This is a genomic window from Nonomuraea sp. NPDC046570 (assembly GCF_040645915.1).
Taxonomy (GTDB): Bacteria; Actinomycetota; Actinomycetes; order Streptosporangiales; family Streptosporangiaceae; genus Nonomuraea.
Map to the genome: position 1 here is coordinate 139,221 of NZ_JBEYZF010000013.1, position 19,029 is coordinate 158,249.

Annotated in this window: 16 protein-coding genes and 1 riboswitch; of the genes, 9 read left to right on the plus strand and 7 right to left on the minus strand. The window is 70.4% G+C overall.

The genetic code is table 11. The features are described 5' to 3' along the window. The first annotated feature begins 41 nt into the window (after window positions 1–41). From ABZ911_RS22220 to ABZ911_RS22245, 6 genes are all read left to right on the plus strand, one after another. Window positions 42–1,172, plus strand: coding sequence for a M20/M25/M40 family metallo-hydrolase (locus ABZ911_RS22220; RefSeq protein ID WP_358058737.1), 1,131 nt, complete (start codon window positions 42–44; stop codon window positions 1,170–1,172). Next, window positions 1,169–1,726 (plus strand): helix-turn-helix transcriptional regulator, encoded by a 558-nt coding sequence (locus ABZ911_RS22225; protein ID WP_358058740.1) that lies wholly within the window; start codon window positions 1,169–1,171, stop codon window positions 1,724–1,726. Before ABZ911_RS22220 ends, ABZ911_RS22225 begins: the two co-directional genes overlap by 4 nt. Before the next feature lie 85 nt (window positions 1,727–1,811). Beyond that, on the plus strand, window positions 1,812–4,460 hold the full coding sequence (locus ABZ911_RS22230; RefSeq protein WP_358058743.1) for an insulinase family protein: 2,649 nt from the start codon (window positions 1,812–1,814) through the stop codon (window positions 4,458–4,460). Between the two features lie 61 nt (window positions 4,461–4,521). Beyond that, entirely contained in the window at window positions 4,522–5,463 is a 942-nt protein-coding gene (locus tag ABZ911_RS22235; protein ID WP_358058746.1) for an ABC transporter ATP-binding protein, read from the plus strand. After that, complete coding sequence (locus ABZ911_RS22240) at window positions 5,453–6,247, plus strand: ABC transporter permease (protein WP_358058749.1); 795 nt, start codon at window positions 5,453–5,455, stop codon at window positions 6,245–6,247. The genes ABZ911_RS22235 and ABZ911_RS22240 overlap by 11 nt, the downstream gene beginning before the upstream one ends. Before the next feature lie 129 nt (window positions 6,248–6,376). After that, a complete protein-coding gene (locus tag ABZ911_RS22245; protein WP_358058752.1) occupies window positions 6,377–8,029 on the plus strand; it encodes a DNA repair helicase XPB in 1,653 nt (550 codons plus the stop codon). 447 nt (window positions 8,030–8,476) lie between these two features. Here the strand turns inward: ABZ911_RS22245 and ABZ911_RS22250 are convergent, their stop codons facing one another. Continuing rightward, on the minus strand, window positions 8,477–8,794 hold the full coding sequence (locus tag ABZ911_RS22250) for a hypothetical protein (RefSeq protein WP_358058755.1): 318 nt from the start codon (window positions 8,792–8,794) through the stop codon (window positions 8,477–8,479). A gap of 114 nt (window positions 8,795–8,908) precedes the next feature. Here ABZ911_RS22250 and ABZ911_RS22255 point away from each other — a divergent pair, with 114 nt between their 5' ends. Beyond that, a complete protein-coding gene (locus tag ABZ911_RS22255) occupies window positions 8,909–10,909 on the plus strand; it encodes an AAA family ATPase (RefSeq protein WP_358058758.1) in 2,001 nt (666 codons plus the stop codon). A gap of 120 nt (window positions 10,910–11,029) precedes the next feature. On the opposite strand, the gene groL is transcribed toward ABZ911_RS22255, so the two are convergent. The 5 genes from groL to ABZ911_RS22280 form a co-directional block, all read right to left on the minus strand. Next, window positions 11,030–12,658: a chaperonin GroEL gene (groL, locus tag ABZ911_RS22260; protein ID WP_358058761.1), complete on the minus strand. Its 1,629-nt coding sequence runs from the start codon at window positions 12,656–12,658 to the stop codon at window positions 11,030–11,032. Window positions 12,659–12,986: 328 nt separating this feature from the next. Then, window positions 12,987–13,187 carry a cold-shock protein gene (locus ABZ911_RS22265; RefSeq protein ID WP_012895270.1) on the minus strand — a complete coding sequence of 67 codons (201 nt, stop codon included), beginning with the start codon at window positions 13,185–13,187 and terminating at the stop codon, window positions 12,987–12,989. A 279-nt stretch (window positions 13,188–13,466) separates the two neighbouring features. After that, the gene (locus ABZ911_RS22270; protein ID WP_358058764.1) at window positions 13,467–13,742 is read right to left on the minus strand and encodes a MoaD/ThiS family protein; all 276 of its coding nucleotides are present in this window, start codon (window positions 13,740–13,742) and stop codon (window positions 13,467–13,469) included. A 12-nt stretch (window positions 13,743–13,754) separates the two neighbouring features. Next, the gene (thrC, locus tag ABZ911_RS22275) at window positions 13,755–14,987 is read right to left on the minus strand and encodes a threonine synthase (protein ID WP_358058767.1); all 1,233 of its coding nucleotides are present in this window, start codon (window positions 14,985–14,987) and stop codon (window positions 13,755–13,757) included. Between the two features lie 13 nt (window positions 14,988–15,000). Next, window positions 15,001–15,141, minus strand: a riboswitch (SAM riboswitch). Window positions 15,142–15,225: 84 nt separating this feature from the next. Further along, on the minus strand, window positions 15,226–15,780 hold the full coding sequence (locus ABZ911_RS22280) for an RNA polymerase sigma factor (RefSeq protein WP_358058769.1): 555 nt from the start codon (window positions 15,778–15,780) through the stop codon (window positions 15,226–15,228). A gap of 60 nt (window positions 15,781–15,840) precedes the next feature. Between ABZ911_RS22280 and ABZ911_RS22285 the strand changes: the two genes are divergently transcribed. Both ABZ911_RS22285 and ABZ911_RS22290 read left to right on the plus strand, forming a co-directional pair. Next, window positions 15,841–17,265, plus strand: a complete 1,425-nt coding sequence (locus tag ABZ911_RS22285; RefSeq protein WP_358058772.1) for a trehalose-6-phosphate synthase — start codon at window positions 15,841–15,843, stop codon at window positions 17,263–17,265. Between the two features lie 41 nt (window positions 17,266–17,306). Continuing rightward, complete coding sequence (locus ABZ911_RS22290; protein WP_358058775.1) at window positions 17,307–18,473, plus strand: MFS transporter; 1,167 nt, start codon at window positions 17,307–17,309, stop codon at window positions 18,471–18,473. Here the strand turns inward: ABZ911_RS22290 and ABZ911_RS22295 are convergent. Then, window positions 18,451–19,026: a hypothetical protein gene (locus tag ABZ911_RS22295; RefSeq protein ID WP_358058778.1), complete on the minus strand. Its 576-nt coding sequence runs from the start codon at window positions 19,024–19,026 to the stop codon at window positions 18,451–18,453. The two genes, ABZ911_RS22290 and ABZ911_RS22295, sit on opposite strands and share 23 nt — an antisense overlap. Between the last annotated feature and the right edge of the window lie 3 nt (window positions 19,027–19,029).

Below are 19,029 nucleotides of genomic sequence, written 5' to 3' on the forward strand. Positions count from 1 at the left end.
CGCCGACCCTTTGTACCTTTCCAAGAAAAGGAGGTGAATTGATGGGTCTCTCCGTTACCGAGCTCACATCCGAGCTGGTCAGGTGCCACCCCACCCACCGGAGTACGGGGGTGTCCGACGCGATCGACCTCGCCGGGCACACCCTGAAGGCGCTCGGCTTCGACTGCGAGGTCCGCCCGTACGACGGAGGCCGCCAGATCACCGCCACCCACGCCTTCCCCACCGACGGCCCGCACGTCATCGTGCACGGCCACATCGACATCGAAGACGTCGTGCAGGAGTCCGGCTGGTCCGCGCCCGGCCTGTGGCGGGCCGGCGAGGTCCGCGACGGGCGCGTGTACGGCGCGGGCTCCAGCGACATGCTCGGCGGGATCGCCGTGCTCATCGCCGCCGCGCGCAGGCTGGCCGGCCGTACCGGTCTGACCGGCCGGATCACCGTCCAGATCGCGATCGACCGGCACCTGGGGGGCGGCGGCACCAGAGCCCTCCAGAACGCCGACCTGCCGCACGCGAGCCTCGCCGTCCTCGCCGAGCCGACCGACCGGCACGTCTGCACCACCGCGTACGGCTTCGCCCACTACCGGCTCACCTCGCGGGCCGGCGGCGGCGTGATGGCCTACGCCGCCGAGGAGGACAACGCCGCCACGCACGCCGCGACCGCGCTGCTCGCCCTGGACAGCGCCAACCGGATGCTCCAGGACCTCTACCCCACCCAGCAGCACATCAGGTACGTCCTGCCGGGTTCCATCCACGCCGGTGACAGCGCCTCGACGGCGGCCGTCACGGGTGCGGTGGAGCTCGCCATCGCGCTCCCGCCGCTGCTGCCCGAGGAGACCGCGCTCGACATCGTCAACGACAGCCTCATCCGCCGTTTCACCGCGGCGGACCTGCCACTCCCGGACTGGGAGCGGATGGAGCCGCGCTTCGCCGCCACCCATCTGGGCCACCAGAACTTCTCCGACCTGCTCAGGACGGTCAACCCCGCGCTGCGGTGGTGCCAGTACCCGTGCCCGAGCGATGCCAGGGTGTTCCAGGATCTCGGCATCCCCGTCGTGCTCTACGGTCCCGGCGACCTGGCCAGGACCAAGCGGCCCGACGAGTACGTCGAGATCGCCGAACTCGACGAGTGCGCCGACACGCTCGACGCCGCGTTGGCCAGGTGGTTGACATGACTCAGGATGTGGACGCGGCCCAGGTCTACACACTTCTGCAGGCCTGTCCGAAACTCCGCCTCGACGAGGTCGCCGAAAGGCTCGGCGGCGACCAGGCGAGTGTCAGAGGATGCGTCCGGCTGCTCAGCGACCTCTGCCTGCTGCGGGTGGAGGAGGAGGGCGCCCTCACGGTGGTCCGTCCAGAAACGGGCATGACCATCCTGCTGTCCCGAGCAGAGGCGCAGGCGAGTGAGTCGTCGCCCGCCGGAGAGGAGCGCCGCGAACGCGCGGACGGGCAGCCGTCCGCGGGCAGCCCCATCTCCCCGCGTGAGTGGCAGGTGCTGCAGTTGCTCGCCCAAGGCTGTACCGATGAAGCGGTCGCCCGCAGCCTAGGCGTCTCATTGCGCACCGTCCGCCGGGTCACGGCCGAGTTGATGGACCGGCTCGGTGCGAGAAGCCGTTTCCAGGCCGGACTCAAATCCGCCCGGATTTTCGCGGCTCGAAATAGTCATACGCGTCACTCCCCTGCGCGTCCCGTTATTCGGCGCCACCCCGTCCCCGCTGCCGTGCGATAAAGACAGGTGTGGCGTTTCTAATTTCGCTAAACACTGCACACCGCGTCAACGGGGATGACACCTACCTGCCTGAGAGAGAATCACCATGCCTGAAATCAGCCGGATCACGTTGCCCAACGGGCTGCGGCTCGTCATGGCACCGGATCCCTGCGCCCCCACGGTGGGGGTCAGCCTGCACTACGGCGTCGGATTCCGCTCCGAGCCGGAGGGCAGGACCGGGTTCGCCCACCTCTTCGAGCACCTGATGTTCGAGGGCAGCCGGAATGTCGCGCCGGGCCTGCACGGCCGCCTCGTCCAGGCGGCCGGCGGGACCTTCAACGGCTCGACCGGCCCCGACGCGACCAACTTCTACCAGACCGTGCCGGCGCCGGCGCTGGAGCGGGTGCTCTTCCTGGAGGCGGACCGGCTGCGCGCCCCCCGCCTCACCGAGGCCGCGCTGACCAAGCAGGTCGCGGTCGTCCAGGACGAGATCAGGCGGAACGTGCTGAGCAAGCCGTACGGGCGCTTTCCGTGGCCGGTGGTGGCGCAGACGCTCTACACGGGCTTCGCCGACACGCACGACGGCTACGGGGACTTCCAGGACCTGGAGCGCGCGTCGGTCGCCGACTGCGAGCACTTCTTCGCCACCTACTACCAGCCGGGCAACTGCGTGCTGTCGATCAGCGGCGCCATCGACCCGGACCGGACCGCCGACCTGGTGGCCCGCCACTTCGGCGATGTCCCGGCCGGGGCCGTACCGGCCGTGCCCGCCGCCTCCCCCCGCCCGAGCGGATCCGCGGAGTTCCGGCAGACGCAGTTGGACGCCCGCGCTCCCGGGCCCGCGCTCGCGATCGGCTACCGGCTGCCCGATCCGGCGGGCGCGCCGGCGGACTACCTGGCGTACCTGGTGCTGTCCGCCCTGCTCACCGACGGCGTCACCAGCAGGCTGCACCGCGCGCTGGTCACCGGCGACCTCGGGGCGGTGACGGTCACCTCGAACTGCGGGCTGGTGGGCGGCCCGCTGCGCGCCCGCGACCCCGACACCTTCACCATCACCGCCTTCCACCCCGAGCAGGCCGACGCCGGCCGCGTCGTGGCCACGATCGACGCCGAGCTGGCGCGGCTGGCCTCGCCCGGCATCCCGCACGAGGAGCTGAGCGGCGCCGCCGCCCGCGCGTCCGCCGCGTGGAGCCGGGCGCACGCCCAGCCGGGCGAACTGGCCCGCGCCCATGGCCGCCTGGAGTCGCTCTTCGGCGCTCCGGAGCTGGTCCACGACGTCCCGCGCCTGCTGCGGGCGATCACCCACGAGCAGCTCTCCGCCGCGGCCCGCCGCTGCCGGCAGGAGCCCCGCGCCCTCGTCCACGTCCGCCCCGCCCCGGCCGCCGCCCCCGCCCGCCCCTCGCCCCCCACCACCGTGAAGGCGAGCGCGGTGCCGACACCGCCCCGGGAGACCGTCCCCAGCGGACTACCGGCGCTGGGCCCGCCGCCGCCCGTGCGCACGCCCGCCATGGCCAAGGTCCACCTCGGCAACGGCCTGCGCGTCGTCGCCGTCCGCTCCCCCGCCGTCCCCCTGGTCTCGGTACGGCTCCGCGTCACCCTCCCCGCCGCCACCGACGCCGCGCCCGCCGCCGTCCTCGGCGCGATGCTGCTCAGGGAGAGCCGCTGCCCCGAGGCCGCCCGGCTGGAGCGCTCCGGCTGGACCATCGTCCCGCTCGCCGACACCCGCCAGGTCGTCCTCTCCGGGAACGGCCCGGCGACCGGCCTGACCACCGCCCTGACCACGCTGGCCACCGCCCTCACCCGGCCCACCGGCTACGACGCCGCCGAGGTGCGCGCCACGCGCACGCTCATCGCCCACCAGATCGGCGCCCTGTCCGCCCACCCGGCGGGCATCGCCCGCACCGCCCTGCGCCGCCTCGCCGGCCAGGAGCCCGAGTACGCCCCCGCCGCGGCCGTCTCGGCGGTGACCGGCCACGACCTGGAGACCTTCCACGCCTCGGGACTGTCGCCCGCCGCCGCCTCGCTGGTGCTGGTCGGCGACCTAGACCCGGAAGCGGCGGTCGCCGCCGCCGCCGACGCGTTCCGCCCCTGGCGCCCACCCACCGTCCACCTCCCCGCCGCCGCTCCCGCCTCGCGGCCGTCCCGGAACTCCACGGCCATCCCGACCGGGGCGTTGCGCGGCGAGTGGGAGGTGATCGACCGGCCCGGCGCGGCACAGGCGCAGATCCGGTTCCGGGCCGCCTGCCCAGCCCCCTCCCATCCGGACTTCCCTGCCGTGGAGATCGCCGCCATGGCGTTCGGCGGCTACTCCTCCTCCCGGCTGTCCACCACGCTCCGCGACGTCCACCGGCTCACCTACTCCGCCCGTGCCGTCATCGAACCCGACCGTGACCACTCGGAGCTCGTCGTGAGCTTCGACGTGAGAAAGGAGGCCGTCGACTCGGCGCTGGAGGAGTTCCACCGCGTCGTCCACGATGTGACCGCGAAGCCGTACGGCCGGGACGAGGTCGACAGTGCCCGGCAGTACCTGCTCGGACGGTGGCTCGCCGGCACCGGCGGCCAGGACGGCCTGGCCGCCGCCGTCGCCGGGCGGATCGACCTCGGCCTGCCCCCCGAGGAGATCTTCGGCTACAGCCGCAGGATCGCCGCCGTGCGCCATGACGACGTCCTGGCGGCGGCGCGCGCGTTCATCGTTCCCGGGGCCTTCGCCGGCGTGGCCGTCGGCGACTTCAGCGAACAGTTCGTGACTACCTGACAGCCGACCGGCGGAAGAGGACAAGATGATCTCCCAAACCCTTGTGGAACGCAGGCAAAAAGTGGACACATCAGAGAACGCACCCGTCATCGAGGTCCGCGGGCTCCACCAGAAGTACGGCGACTTCGAAGCCGTCAAGGGGATCTCCTTCGAGGTCCGGCCCGGCGAACTGTTCGCGCTGCTGGGCACCAACGGCGCGGGCAAGACCACCACCATCGAGATTCTCGAAGGGTTCCGGGCGCCGAGCGGCGGATCGGTGCGCGTGCTCGGGCACGACCCCTTCACCGAGCGCGCGAAGGTCCGCCCGCACACCGGGCTCATGCTGCAGGAAGGCGGGTTCTTCACCGACCTCACCGTGGCCGAGACGGTCCGCTTCTGGCGGGACGTGTCGCCGCGCAAGCCGTACTCGGTCGCCGAGACCCTGGGCCGCGTCGAGCTGGAGGACAAGGCGGAGGTGCAGGTGCGCCAGTTGTCCGGCGGCCAGAAGCGCCGCCTGGACCTGGCGCTCGCCACCCTCGCCCAGCCCAAGGTGCTCTTCCTCGACGAGCCCACCACCGGAATGGACCCCGAGGCCCGCCGCAACACCTGGACCCTCATCCAGGACCTGGTCTCGGCCGGCACCACCGTGCTGCTGACCACGCACTACCTGGAGGAGGCCGAGCGTCTGGCCGACCGGCTCGCCATCATGCACGAGGGCCGCGTCGAGCTCGCGGGCACCAGCGCGGAGGTCGTCGCCCAGCAGGGCAACCGCATCCGCTTCCGCGTGCCCGACGCGCTGCCCGCCGACCGGCTCCCGCTGCTGGACGGCGTCCGCGCGACCACCGAGCTGCGCAAGGGCCAGGTCACGGCCGAGTACAAGCTGGGCGCCGACCCCGAGAGCACCCAGCAGTCACTGGCCCAGCTGATCGGGTGGGCCACGCACAACCGTCTCGTCCTCGACCGTCTCGAGGTGCGCAGCGCCTCCCTGGAGGACGTCTTCCTGGAGGTGGCACATGCTGCTTAACCACACGCTTCGGCTGGCCAGGCTCGACCTGGCCCTGCTGACGCGCAACCGTATGGCGTTCTTCACCACGATCGCCTTCCCGCTGCTGCTCGGCTGTGTCGCGCTGCTGCTCAAGGAGGGCTTCATCTCCGGCGTCTCCTCCGGTCTCTACATCCTGACCGGGATGCTGGCGCTGATCGGCTTCTTCGTCACGTTCATGCACCTGACCACGGTCTTCACCGTCCGCCGCGAGGACCTGGTGCTGAAGCGGATGCGCGGCAGCGTGCTGTCCGAGGCGGCCATCTTCGGCGGCAGCGGGCTGGCCTGCACGATCATCTACGTGCTGCAGGTGGCCGTGATCGTCACGCTCGGCATCGTGGCCTTAGGCGGGCACCTGCCGCGCAACATCCCGCTGCTCTTCCTCGGCGTGGTGCTGGGGTCGGTGATGTTCGTCCCGATGGCGGCGGCGCTGTCCGGCTTCACCAAGAGCGGCGAGTCCGCGCAGATCACCGTCCTGCCGGCGATGCTGATCCTGGCCACCACCTCGCAGGCGAGCTTCCCCCTCGCCGGGATGCCGGACCTCGTCCAGCGCATCGCGGGCGCGCTGCCGCTGTCGCCGGTCGTGGACGTCATCCGGATCGGCTACTTCGGCCAGGACTTCACCCAGGGCGCGCCGCACCCGGCGGTGAGCTTCGTCGAGGGGTGGGTGGCCGCGGGCCCTCGGCTGCTGCTGATCGTGGCGTGGATCGCGGTGGGGGTGCTGATCGCCCGCAAGCACTTCCGCTGGGAGCCGCGCAGCTCCTGACCGGTGGGAGGTCTCCAGGGCGCCCGGACTAATCCGAGCGCCCTGGATGTTGCACTCTCGGAGCGGCCGAGCCCGGGACGAGAGACGATGGTCCTGTTGCGCGCACGGCCGTACGAACCCCACGGAGAGATGCCAGTGAGTGACGGACCGCTGATCGTCCAGTCCGACAAGACACTGCTGCTCGAGGTCGACCACGACCGGGCCGGTGAGTGCAGGAAGGCCATCGCGCCGTTCGCCGAGCTCGAGCGCGCGCCCGAGCACGTGCACACCTACCGGATCACCCCGCTGGCGCTGTGGAACGCGCGCGCCGCGGGCCACGACGCCGAGCAGGTCATCGACGCGCTGATCGGCTTCAGCCGCTACCCCGTCCCGCACGCCCTGCTGGTCGACATCGCCGAAACCATGTCCCGGTACGGCAGGCTCCGCCTGGAGAAGGACCCCGCCCACGGCCTCGTCCTGGCCAGCACCGACCGGGCCGTGCTCGAAGAGGTGCTGCGCTCGAAGAAGATCGTGCCCATGCTGGGCGAGCGCATCGGCGGCGACGCGGTGGCCGTGCACCCGAGCGAGCGCGGCAACATCAAGCAGGCACTGCTGAAGCTCGGCTGGCCCGCCGAGGACCTGGCCGGCTACGTCGACGGCGAGCGGCACCCGATCTCCCTCGCCGAGGACGGCTGGGCGCTGCGCCCCTACCAGCAGGACGCGGCCGACGCCTTCTGGCACGGCGGCTCCGGCGTGGTGGTGCTGCCCTGCGGCGCGGGCAAGACCATCGTCGGCGCGGCCGCGATGGCGCACGCCCAGGCCACCACGCTGATCCTGGTCACCAACACGGTCAGCGCCCACCAGTGGAAGCAGGAGCTGCTCAAGCGCACCTCGCTGACCGAGGACGAGATCGGCGAGTACTCCGGCAGCAAGAAGGAGATCCGCCCGGTCACCATCGCCACCTACCAGGTGATGACGACCAGGCGGAAGGGCGTCTACAGCCATCTGGAGCTGTTCGACGCGCGCGACTGGGGCCTGATCGTCTACGACGAGGTGCACCTGCTGCCCGCGCCCATCTTCCGGATGACCGCCGACCTGCAGGCGCGCAGGCGGGTCGGCCTGACGGCGACGCTGGTGCGCGAGGACGGCCGCGAGGGCGACGTGTTCTCCCTGATCGGCCCCAAGCGCTATGACGCGCCCTGGAAGGAGATGGAGAACCAGGGCTGGATCGCGCCGGCCGACTGCGTCGAGGTGCGCGTCACGCTGACCAACGAGGAGCGGCTCGCCTACGCGATGGCCGAGTCCGAGGAGCGCTACCGCTTCTGCGCCACCACCCCGTCGAAGACCCGGGTGACCGAGGCGCTGGTCCGGCGGCATCTGGGCGAGCAGGTGCTGGTCATCGGCCAGTACATCGACCAGCTCGACGAGCTGGGCGAGCACCTGAACGCGCCGGTCATCAAGGGCGAGACGCGGATCAAGGAGCGGGAGCGGCTGTTCCAGGCGTTCCGCGACAAGGAGTTGCAGGTCCTGGTGGTCTCGAAGGTCGCCAACTTCTCCATCGACCTGCCGGAGGCGGCGATCGCCATCCAGGTGTCGGGGACGTTCGGGTCGCGGCAGGAGGAGGCGCAGCGGCTCGGCCGGGTGCTGCGGCCCAAGGCCGACGGCGGGGGCGCCCGGTTCTACACGGTGGTCAGCCGGGACACGGTGGACCAGGAGTTCGCGGCGCACCGGCAGCGCTTCCTGGCCGAGCAGGGCTACGCGTACCAGATCATCGACGCGGACGACGTGCACGACGGGGTTTGACGGCCTGCTCGCGCGAGAGGACCTCCCCGATCGCGCGAGCCCGGCTTCGCCTCCACCGGGCCCGCCTTCCCGCGTTCCCGGTGTGCTGCCGTCAAGTCCGTGGAACCCGGACCTGACCTCTCGGTCGCCGGGTCAGGTCACCCGGACCCGGCTGTTCCCTGTCAGGTCCACGAAACTCCGCGGGCCGTCGACAATCGAACCACCCCCCTCACCTACATCCCGCGACGTGTCGCGCCGCGGGTGGCCGATTGGCCGTTCCTGCCTCGTTGTCGCCAGTCGGTGAGAATCGTCTCCCGGTGTCCTTCGCATCGCTCCGGTTCCGGTTTCCGGTCGCACCGAGCCTGGCTGGTGGCCACTGGCGACATACCCCTCATGATCCGTCAATTCACTGGAAATGCGCTCCCATTTCGCGGTTTTTCGTGACATTGACGAGTAGTGGTCGCGTCGTTACGCCACGAGCATTCCTCCCACGAACAGGACGGCCTCAGCGGCCACCCATGACGCGATCGCGGCACTCATCAACGGCCCGAATCGGGCCCGCAGTATCCAGGCGCCCGCCGTACAGATGGCCGCTGTCACCGCGAACAGGCCCGAAACCGCTGAGACCGTGCCGAGGCGTTCGGCGCACGCGGCGGTGACTTCGCCGGTGGCGCAGAACGCCTCCAGGCCCCAGCCCGCGAAGACGGAGAATCCCCAGAGCGCCGCCAGGAGCAGGCTGGCGACAGTTGGGAGCAGCGGGGAAATTCCCAACGGTGCACGCGTCACGCTCCCCCTCTACCCCGGCCAAATGCGTTGGAAGCCTGGCGACGGCGCCGGTAGCCTGGTTGATTCGCTGCCTTTGACCACCACCTCCGTTTTCCCAGAAGGAGGCGCTTTCGCGTGCCCGCACATCCGCCGGCCCCCGACATACCCACCGACGTCCTGTCCGCCGAACAGGCCCACCTGGCCCAGTCCAGGGCCGCGCTCGTGGCGATGCGCAAGCACGCCCAGTCGCTGTCCGCCGACGCCGCCGGCGACTGGGTCTCCCAGCAGATCCTGCAGTCTCTGCTCGACCAGCGGGTGGCCGCCCTGGCCGACCACCCCGACACCCCGCTCTTCTTCGGCCGCCTCGACCGCTCCGCCGACGACGACCTGCCCGGCGTCATCTACGTCGGCCGCCGCCATGTCCACGACGGCACCAGCAGGCCGCTCGTGATCGACTGGCGCGCCCCCGTCTCCCGCGCCTTCTACCAGGCCAGCCCCGCCGACCCGATGGGTGTCGCGCGGCGGCGCAGGTTCGGTTACCACGGCGGCGCGCTGACCGCGTTCGAGGACGAGCCGCTCGGCGAGGGCGGTGAGATCGGCCCCTCGAAGATCCTCACCGAGGAGATCGAGCGCCCCCGCACCGGCCCCATGCGCGACATCGTCGCCACCATCCAGCCCGACCAGGACGAGATCGTCCGCTCGGCGCTGTCCCAGACCGTGTGCGTGCAGGGCGCCCCCGGCACCGGGAAGACCGCCGTGGGCCTGCACCGCGCCGCCTACCTGCTGTTCACCCACCGCGAGCGGCTGGCCAGGTCGGGCGTGATGATCGTCGGCCCGAACCGCGCCTTCCTGTCGTACATCTCCTCCGTCCTTCCCGCGCTCGGCGAGGTGAAGGTCGACCAGACGACCGTGGCCGGGCTGCTGGGCGAGCACGCCGCGTCCGAGGACCCGCACGTGTCGGCGCTGAAGGGCGACGCCCGGATGGCCGCGGTGCTGAAGCGGGCGCTGTGGCTGCACATCGTGAAGCCGGAGGAGGGCGTGGTGTTCTCCAAGGGCGCCCACCGGTTCCGGGTGCCCGACTACGAGGTGCGCGAGATCGTCGCCTCCCTGCGCGGCACCACCCGCTACGGGCCGGGCCGCGCGGCGCTGGCGCAGCGGCTCGCCCACGCGGTGCTGGTCCGGATGGAGCAGCGCGGCGACTCGCCGGACGACCGGGTCCAGGACGCGGTGGCCAGGTCCAAGCCGGTCAAGCAGCTCGTCGACCAGGTGTGGCCGAAGCTGACGCCCGAGCAGGTGCTGTTCCGCCTGCTGTCGGACGAGGAGTTCCTGCTGCGGGCCGCCAAGTACGATCTCTCGGCCGACGAGCAGGAGACGCTGAGGTGGCGGAAGCCGTACCGGTCGTGGAAGTCCGCGAAGTGGTCGGCCGCCGACGCCGCGCTGCTGGACGAGCTCGGCGACCTGATCGAGCGCACCCCCTCCATCGGCCATCTGGTCGTGGACGAGGCGCAGGACCTGTCGGAGATGCAGCTGCGCGCGCTCGGCCGCCGCTGCCGCAACGGCTCGGCGACCGTGCTCGGCGACCTCGCCCAGGGCACCACGCCGTGGTCGACCCGCTCGTGGACCACCGTGCTCGAACACCTCGGCCAGGACGCCGGCGAGGTCACCGAGCTGACCCTCGGCTTCCGCGTCCCCCGCGAGGTCCTCGACTACGCGGCCCGCCTCCTCCCCTCCATCGCCCCCGACCTCGCGGCCCCCCGCTCCCTGCGCCCCGGCGCGGGCTCCCTGTCGGTACGGCAGGACGGCCCGCTCACCGAGGCCGTCCACGAGGCACTCGCCCGGGAGGGCTCGATCGGCCTGATCGTCCCCGACGCGACGGTGGACGAGGTCTCCCAGTCCCTGTCCGGCATCGCCCACGCCGTCCTGGACCCCGACTCCACCGACGACCACCGCCTGCTGATCGTCCCGGCCACGCTGGCGAAGGGCCTGGAGTACGACCACGTGATCGTCCTCGAACCCACGGACATCGTCGAAGCCGAACCCAGGGGCCTGGCCAGGCTGTACGTGGTGCTGACCCGAGCGGTCACCACCCTGACCGTCCTCCACCGCAAGCCCCTCCCCGCCCAGCTCACAGCCTGAGGCAGACCGTAGAGATCCCGGGAACACGAAGGGCGGCTCCGTGGAGCCGCCCTAGGTGGTGGTGCGTGGAGTCGCGGGTTCCCGGTGCCGGGGAGTGCGATTCCGGTGGTGCGGTCGGACTCAGAAGTCCATGTCGCCGCCGCCGGGCATCCCGGCAGGGGCGGCCGAAGCCTTCTCCGGCTTCTCGGCGATGACGGCCTCGGTGGTGAGGAAGAGCGCCGCGATCGAAGCGGCGTTCTGCAGCGCCGAGCGCGTCACCTTGGCCGGGTCGAGAATGCCCGCCTCGAACATGTTGACGTACTCGCCGGTGGCCGCGTTGAGGCCCTCACCCGGGGTGAGGTTGCGCACGCGCTCGACCACGACGCCGCCCTCGAGGCCGGCGTTGACGGCGATCTGCTTCAGCGGCTCCTCGAGCGCCTTGCGAACGATCGCCGCGCCCGTGGCCTCGTCACCCTGGAGCTCGAGCTTGTCGAACGCCTTGGTGCCGGCCTGCAGCAGCGCCACGCCGCCGCCGGGGACGATGCCCTCCTCGACGGCCGCCTTCGCGTTGCGAACGGCGTCCTCGATGCGGTGCTTGCGCTCCTTGAGCTCGACCTCGGTCGCCGCGCCGGCCTTGATGACGGCGACGCCGCCGGCCAGCTTGGCGAGACGCTCCTGGAGCTTCTCGCGGTCGTAGTCGGAGTCGGTGCGGTCGATCTCGGCGCGGATCTCGTTGACCCGGCCGGCGATCTGCTCGGCGTCACCGGCGCCGTCGACGATGGTCGTCTCGTCCTTGGTGACGACGACCTTGCGCGCGCGGCCCAGCAGGTCGAGGGTGGCGGTCTCGAGCTTGAGGCCGACCTCCTCGGCGATGACCTGACCACCGGTGAGGATGGCGATGTCGTTGAGCATGGCCTTGCGGCGGTCGCCGAAGCCCGGGGCCTTGACGGCCACGGAGCGGAACAGGCCGCGGATCTTGTTGACCACCAGGGTCGCCAGGGCCTCGCCCTCGACGTCCTCAGCGATGATCAGGAGCGGCTTGCCGGCCTGCACGACCTTGTCGAGCAGCGGCAGCAGGTCCTTGTTGGCCGAGATCTTCGAGTTGACCATGAGGATGTAAGGGTCCTCGAGGACCGCTTCCATGCGCTCGGGGTCGGTGACGAAGTAGCCCGAGTTGTAGCCCTTGTCGAAGCGCATGCCCTCGGTGAGCTCAAGCTCGAGGCCGAAGGTGTTGCTCTCCTCGACGGTGATGACACCTTCCTTGCCAACCTTGTCCATCGCCTCGGCGATGAGGTTGCCGATCTCGACGTCACCGGCGGAGATGGAGGCGGTGGAGGCGATCTGCTCCTTGGTCTCCACATCCTTGGCCAGCTTGGAGAGCTCCTCGCTGACGCGCTCGACGGCCGCCTCGATGCCCTTCTTCAGGGACATCGGGTTGGCGCCGGCGGCGACGTTGCGGAGGCCCTCGCGGACCAGCGCCTGGGCGAGCACGGTGGCGGTGGTGGTGCCGTCACCAGCGACGTCGTCCGTCTTCTTGGCGACTTCCTTGACCAGCTCGGCGCCGATCTTCTCCCACGGGTCCTCGAGCTCGATCTCCTTGGCGATGGACACACCATCGTTGGTGATCGTGGGAGCGCCCCACTTCTTCTCCAGCACGACGTTACGGCCCTTGGGGCCGAGGGTCACCTTGACCGCGTCGGCGAGCTGGTTCATGCCGCGCTCGAGACCGCGCCGGGCGTCCTCGTTAAACGCGATCATCTTGGCTGCCATAAGGCTAGACCTCCCAGATGCAGGGTGGCTTGCAAGCAGATCGAGTCGACGCCCGCGACGGCATGAGGGTCCGACTCCATTCGGCGAACCCCATCGCCTCGATCCCCGGTAGTTGGCACTCTCGATGAGAGAGTGCCAACGAACTGTTTAGCACTCTACCCCGTCGAGTGCAAGCCAGACGCTCCCTGGCCCAGGTCAGCAGCCATGAGCGCGCGGGCCCGGCCGCCAGAGGACGGGCCCGCGCGCCGCGAGTCGACGAAAACGCGAGTGGCAGATCCGCACGTACTGCGTTGCCGTGTGAGCTGCCGGTGCATACCCGCTACATGGATCAGACCGCCCTGACGGACTCCGCCTGCGGGCCCTTCTGGCCCTGGGTGATCTCGAACTCGACGCGCTGTCCCTGCTCAAGAGCACGGTAGCCGTCCATCATGATCGCTGAGTAATGGACGAAGACATCCTTACCACCGTCTACCGCGATGAAGCCGTAGCCCTTGTCCGCGTTGAACCATTTGACGGTGCCCTGCGCCACTTTCCGACTCCTCTTACTGGGCTCCGGATCCGCCCATTCACTCGCGAGATCCGAGATCATCACGACTTATAGTGAAATCAGCCGCACGATCGCCCTCGACCATACCTGTGGCATGCCGGTGGGCAACAGAGTCAATCCGCAGCCGAATATCCGCTTCGCCGTTTTTCCTCCGCCACACAACGAAACATAAATCTACTTTCGCTCCGCGCGGAACATGAGCAACGCGCATAAACACACAAAGGCGCCCCCCGAAGGGAGCGCCTGGAGTGACGGGACGGCTCAGCCGCCCGCGACCGCCGGGATGATGGAGATCTGCGCGCCCGCCGGAGTCGAGCAGTCGAGCCCTCCGACGAATCGCACATCCTCATCGCCGACATAGACGTTGACGAAGCGCCGCAGCTTTCCGGACTCATCCAGAATGCGCGCGCCGATGCCGGGGTAGTCGGCGTCGAGCTTCTGCAGAACCTCGCGCAGCGTAGCGCCGTCGCCACTCACTTCGGCGTTACCGTCGGTATAAGTCCGCAGAATGGTGGGAATCCGCACCGAAACACTCATTTTTCAGCCTTTCTAGAGGGTCGCGCGGAACGCGTCGAGGGAGGGCTTGATCACGGCGGTGGGCTGCGCGTCGGCGGCCACGGCGTCGAGCGTCTTGAGCCCGTCGCCGGTGTTGAGCACGACCGTCTCGGCGTCAGGATCGAGCGTGCCCGCCTCGACGAGTTTCTTCAACACGCCCACCGTGACCCCGCCCGCGGTCTCGGCGAAGATGCCCTCCGTACTCGCCAGCAGCTTGATGGCCGCGACCACCTCGGCGTCACTGACATCCTCCACCGCACCCCCGGTACGGCGGGCGATGTCCAGCACGTACGGCCCGTCGGCGGGGTTCCCGATCGCCAGCGACTTGGCGATGGTGTCCGGCTTCACCGGCTGGACCACGTCGTGCCCCGCCTTGTAGGCCGCCGACACCGGCGAGCACCCCGTGGCCTGCGCGGCGAAGATCCGGTAGGGCCGATCCTCCACCAGCCCCAGCGCGATCAGCTCCTTGAAACCCTTGTCGATCTTCGTGAGCTGCGAGCCGGAGGCGACCGGGATGACGATCTGGTCGGGAATGCGCCAGCCGAGCTGCTCGGCGATCTCGTAGGCCAGCGTCTTGGACCCTTCGGCGTAATAGGGCCGCAGGTTCACGTTGACGAAGCCCCACTTGTCCCCGAGCGAGTCGCCGATCAGCTCGGAGCAGAACCGGTTCACCTCGTCGTAGGTGCCGTCGATGCCGATCAGCCGGCCACCGAACACCCGGGCCATCGCGATCTTGGCCTGTTCGAGGTCCGAGGGGATGAACACGCAGGCGTCCAGGCCCGCGCGGGCCGCGGCGGCGGTGACGGCGCCGGCCAGGTTGCCCGTGGAGGAGCAGGACAGCGTGTGGAAGCCGAAGTTGCGGGCCGCCTCGACGGCGATGGCGACCACCCGGTCCTTGAAGGAGTGGGTGGGATTGCCCGAGTCGTCCTTCACGTGGAGGGAGCGGACGCCCAGGGCGCGGCCGAGGTTCTCGGCCTTGACGAGCTTGGTCCAGCCGGGGTTGATGTTCGGCTTGGACGCCACGTCGGCGGGGACGGGAAGGAGCTTGCGGTAACGCCAGACGCTGGTGGGCCCCGACTCGATGTCGGCGCGGGAGACGGAGCCGAAGGAGTAGGCCACCTCTAGTGGCCCGAAACACTCCAGGCAGGCGAAGCTGGGGCCCAGATCGTAGCGGGTACCGCACTCGCGGCAGGAGAGTGCGACGGCAGGACCGAAGTCGAGCGACATGAAGCGAGGCCTTCCCTCATCTTCGTCTGCGACCACCCTGGCCACAGACCGGAATTGGCACCTCGTCCCGGTCGGCCTCGTCAGGTCACGAGCACAGTCCGGGAGGGTTGCCGGGGCTTCGCAGGGCCGGTCCCTCCACCCCTCTGGATGAGCAATATGAAGTTGTCGAACTGCCCAGCACTCTACCCGGAGTCCCGCGCGAGATGACCAGGCGTCTCATTGGGCGAGACAAGGGGTCTCACCGATAGTCCTCCCCCAGCGCCGCCTGGACGTACTTACGGGCCTGGTGGATTCGCGACTTCGCCGTGCCGAGCGGGATTCCGAGCTGCTCGGCCACCTCGTTGTAGTCGAGCTGGACGATGTCGCGCAGCACCAGAGCCTGCGCCAGATCCGGCTTGTCGGCCTCCAGCGACTCCATCGCGTCGAGCAGGTCGAGCCGCGATCCGGCGATGACGCTGACCCGCCGCGCGTCCGGCTTCTGCATCGGCAACTCATCGGAGGTCTGCTCGGCCGACCTGCGCTTCAACGTACGGTAGGTGGTGCGCGCGCAGTTGGCGGTCACGATGTGCAGCCAGGTGCTGAACCTGGCCCTGCCCTCGAAACGCCCGATGTTGCGCGCGACCGCCAGCAGCGTGTCCTGGCACGCCTCCTCGGCGTCCTGGTGGTAGGGCAGGATCCGGCCGCAGTGCCGCAGCACGTCCGGCTCGATCCGCTTCAGCAGCTCGCCCAGCGCGCGATGATCGCCGGACGCGGCGGAGCGGGCCAGTTCCTCGGTTAGCTCATCAAGCGCCATAGCGGGATCCTATGGTCGGGGGCATGTTTGGTTAACCTTCCTCGGAGCGCGGGTGAATCCATGAACAGCGTGCTTGTGGCGTCGAACAGAGGTCCAGTCTCCTTCACCGTGAGCGACGACGGTGTGCTGACGATGAAAAGAGGCGGCGGCGGCCTGGTTTCCGGCCTGTCCGGAGTGGCCAAGGACAACGGCGTGCTGTGGGTCTGCGCGGCCCTGTCCGACGCCGACCGCGACGCCGTACGGCTGGCCCCCGGCGGCCGTCTCGACCAGGCCGGCTACGACACCGGCGCGCTGCGCATGCTCGACATCGCGCCCGCCACCTTCCACCGCGCCTACAACGCCGTGGCCAACTCCACCCTGTGGTTCGTCAACCACCTGCTCTACGACATCCCGAACGCGCCCTGCTTCGGCACCAGGTTCCGCCGCGAGTGGGAGTCCTACCGCGACTACAACGGCGCGTTCGCGAGGGCGCTGGCCGAGGAGGCCGGGCACCAGGCCCGGGTGCTGGTGCAGGACTACCACCTGACGCTGACCCCCGCGATGCTCAGGGCGGAGCGCCCCGACCTTCGCGTGGCGCACTTCTCCCATACCCCCTGGGCGCCGCCCGAGTACTTCTCGCTGCTGCCCGACGAGGTGACCCGCGAGGTCCTGGAGGGCGTTCTGGGCGCCGACCACGCGGGGTTCCTGACCTGGAGGTGGGCCGAGGCGTTCATGGACTGCTGCGAGGCGCTGCTGAAGGCGTACGTCGACCGCGGGAGCCGTACCGTCACCTATGAGGGGCGGACGACGCGCGTCGGGGTGCACGCGCTCGGGGTGGACGGCGAGGCGTTGCGGGCGCGCGCCTGCGAGCCGGACGTGGAGTCGCACATGGCCGCGATCCGGCGGGAGGTGGGCGAGCGGCGGCTGATCGTCCGCATCGACCGGACCGAGCTGTCGAAGAACATCGTCCGCGGCCTGATGGCGTACCAGGAGTTCCTGGCCGCCCATCCGGAGTGGCACGGCCGGGTGACGCACCTGGCGTTCGCCTATCCGAGCAGGCACGACCTGCCGGAGTACCGCGAGTACACCGCGGCGGTGCAGCGCTGCGCCCAGGAGATCGAGAACCAGTACGCCACGGAGGACTGGGACCCGCTCATCCTCAACGTCAACGACGACTACCCGCGCTCGCTGGCCGCCTACCGCCTGGCCGACGTGCTGCTGGTCAACCCGATCAGGGACGGCATGAACCTGGTCGCCAAGGAGGGCCCGATCCTGTCGCCGGCCTGCGCGCTGGTGCTCTCCCGCGAGGCGGGCGCGGCGGCCGAACTGGGCTCCGACGCGCTGGTGGTCAACCCCTACGACGTCACCGAGACGGCCGACGCCCTGCACGAGGCCCTGACGATGCCCCACGAGGAGCGGGTACGGCGCGGCGCGAACCTCAAGGCCGCCGCCACAGCGCTTCCGCCGCAAAAATGGCTGGCAGACCAACTCGCCGCTCTCTACTAGCATCTGGGGTAATAGGCCACCTCTTGTGACAGGGGACCCGGGTGACATCGGTCGCGGAGCCCATCCGGTTGATCCGTGACCGCCCCACCCTGCTGATCTACCTGCAACTCGCCACCTTCTCCACCTACATCTACGGCCTGAGCGCCGCGCTCCCGCTGCTCCGCCAGGACCTGGGCGTCCCGAACGCCGTCGCGGGCCTGCACGGCACCGCGATGGCCGCCGGCACCATCCTGGCCGGGATCGCGCTCCCCATGCTCACCCGCCGGTTCGGCCGCCGCGCGGTCACCTGGATCGGCCTCGCGGGCGTCAACGCCGGCATGGCCCTGGTGATCACCGGCACGGCCCTCCCCGCCACCCTGCTCGGGTACGGCGTGGCCGGCCTGTTCGGTTCGGTCATGCTGTACGCCGCGATGGCCGCGCTCAGCGACCACCACGGCCGGGCGGGACCGGCGTCCATCAACGAGGCGAACGCGGTGGCCGTGGCCAGCGGCGTCGTCTGCACCTTCGTGATCAGCGCGGCGGCCCAGAGCGTGCTCGGCTGGCGCGCCGCGCTGCTGATCACGCCCGTCGCCAGCGCGCTGCTGGCGGCGACGATGGGCCGGGTGTGGATCCCCTGGCGGGAGCCGCTGCCCGGCGGCGCCCCCGATCGCGCCCGTGTTCCCGTCACCTGGCGCTTCCATCTGGCGGGCGCCGTGCTGTGCTGCTGCGTGGCGCTGGAGTTCTGCTTCATCCTGTGGGCGGCCGAGGTCTTCGCCACCCGTACCGGCCTGAGCGCGGCGCAGGCCGCCACGGGCCTGACCGCGTTCCTGGCGGGTGTCACCGCGGGCCGGTTCGGCGGGACGTGGCTGGCGCTGCGCCTGCCGCCGACCACGCTGCTCGTCGGGGCGCTCGCGCTGACCGGCGCGGGCTGGCTGGTCTTCTGGCAGAGCACCCAGCCCGCGCTCTCCTACGCGGGCCTGGCGATCAGCGGTCTCGGCGTCGCGCTGCACTTCCCGATGGCGCTGGCCGGGCTGATCGACCGGGCCGGCGACCGCCCCGACCGCGCCTCGGCCGCCGCGCCCGTCTGGGCGGGCGTCGCCATGGGCTCGGGGCCGTTCGTCCTGGGCGCCCTGGCCGACGGCTTCGGCACGCACACCGCGTTCTTACTGGTCCCGGTGATCATCGCGTTCGCGGTGGCGGGCGCGCTCACCGCCAGACCGCGTTCTTGACGACGGAGCCCAGGCCCGGCGTGTTCCACTGGTCGACGATGAGCACCTTCGTCTGGGGCAGGAACCACTCCCGCTGGGTGTACCTCATCCGCTGCGCGCCGCTGCCATAGCTGATGCAGGTGGCCTTCCACTCGCGGTAGTGCGCCTTGTGACCGGGACCGACCTGGCGCACCCCCCGCACGGCCGCCGAGCCGAGAACCTGACCCCACTTGCCGTTGAACGGGCACTGCTGCACGTCGGTCGCCGGATAGTACGGCTGCTCGGCGGTGTACGGGTGGAAGAGCTGGTTGCCGGTCTTGATCGCCTTCGGGCCGAACACCCAGAAACCATCGCACTTGGGCGTGTTGTACCCCCCTCGGGGGTTGGCGCACTTGCCCGTCACCACGTGCACCCGGTCGGTGCCGTAGCCGTACACCTTCCACGCGCTCGGCAGGTACAGCGTCAGCCCCTTGCGCAGCACCAGGGGCTCACTGGCGGAGGCCGAGGCGGCCGTCGGCGCGAGGAGCACCGAGGCCGCCGCGACGGCCGCGAGGAGCAGGCTTCTCTTGATCATGCC

What these genes read in the sequence shown, in the direction of transcription:
- ABZ911_RS22280 (WP_358058769.1), bottom strand. Translation starts at nt 15,780, where the DNA reads ATGGCGCTTGATGAGCTAACCGAGGAACTGGCCCGCTCCGCCGCGTCC.
- thrC (WP_358058767.1), bottom strand. Translation starts at nt 14,987, where the DNA reads ATGTCGCTCGACTTCGGTCCTGCCGTCGCACTCTCCTGCCGCGAGTGC.
- ABZ911_RS22285 (WP_358058772.1), top strand. Translation starts at nt 15,841, where the DNA reads ATGAACAGCGTGCTTGTGGCGTCGAACAGAGGTCCAGTCTCCTTCACC.
- ABZ911_RS22240 (WP_358058749.1), top strand. Translation starts at nt 5,453, where the DNA reads ATGCTGCTTAACCACACGCTTCGGCTGGCCAGGCTCGACCTGGCCCTG.
- ABZ911_RS22270 (WP_358058764.1), bottom strand. Translation starts at nt 13,742, where the DNA reads ATGAGTGTTTCGGTGCGGATTCCCACCATTCTGCGGACTTATACCGAC.
- ABZ911_RS22225 (WP_358058740.1), top strand. Translation starts at nt 1,169, where the DNA reads ATGACTCAGGATGTGGACGCGGCCCAGGTCTACACACTTCTGCAGGCC.
- ABZ911_RS22220 (WP_358058737.1), top strand. Translation starts at nt 42, where the DNA reads ATGGGTCTCTCCGTTACCGAGCTCACATCCGAGCTGGTCAGGTGCCAC.
- ABZ911_RS22295 (WP_358058778.1), bottom strand. Translation starts at nt 19,026, where the DNA reads ATGATCAAGAGAAGCCTGCTCCTCGCGGCCGTCGCGGCGGCCTCGGTG.
- ABZ911_RS22230 (WP_358058743.1), top strand. Translation starts at nt 1,812, where the DNA reads ATGCCTGAAATCAGCCGGATCACGTTGCCCAACGGGCTGCGGCTCGTC.
- ABZ911_RS22245 (WP_358058752.1), top strand. Translation starts at nt 6,377, where the DNA reads ATGCCAGTGAGTGACGGACCGCTGATCGTCCAGTCCGACAAGACACTG.
- groL (WP_358058761.1), bottom strand. Translation starts at nt 12,658, where the DNA reads ATGGCAGCCAAGATGATCGCGTTTAACGAGGACGCCCGGCGCGGTCTC.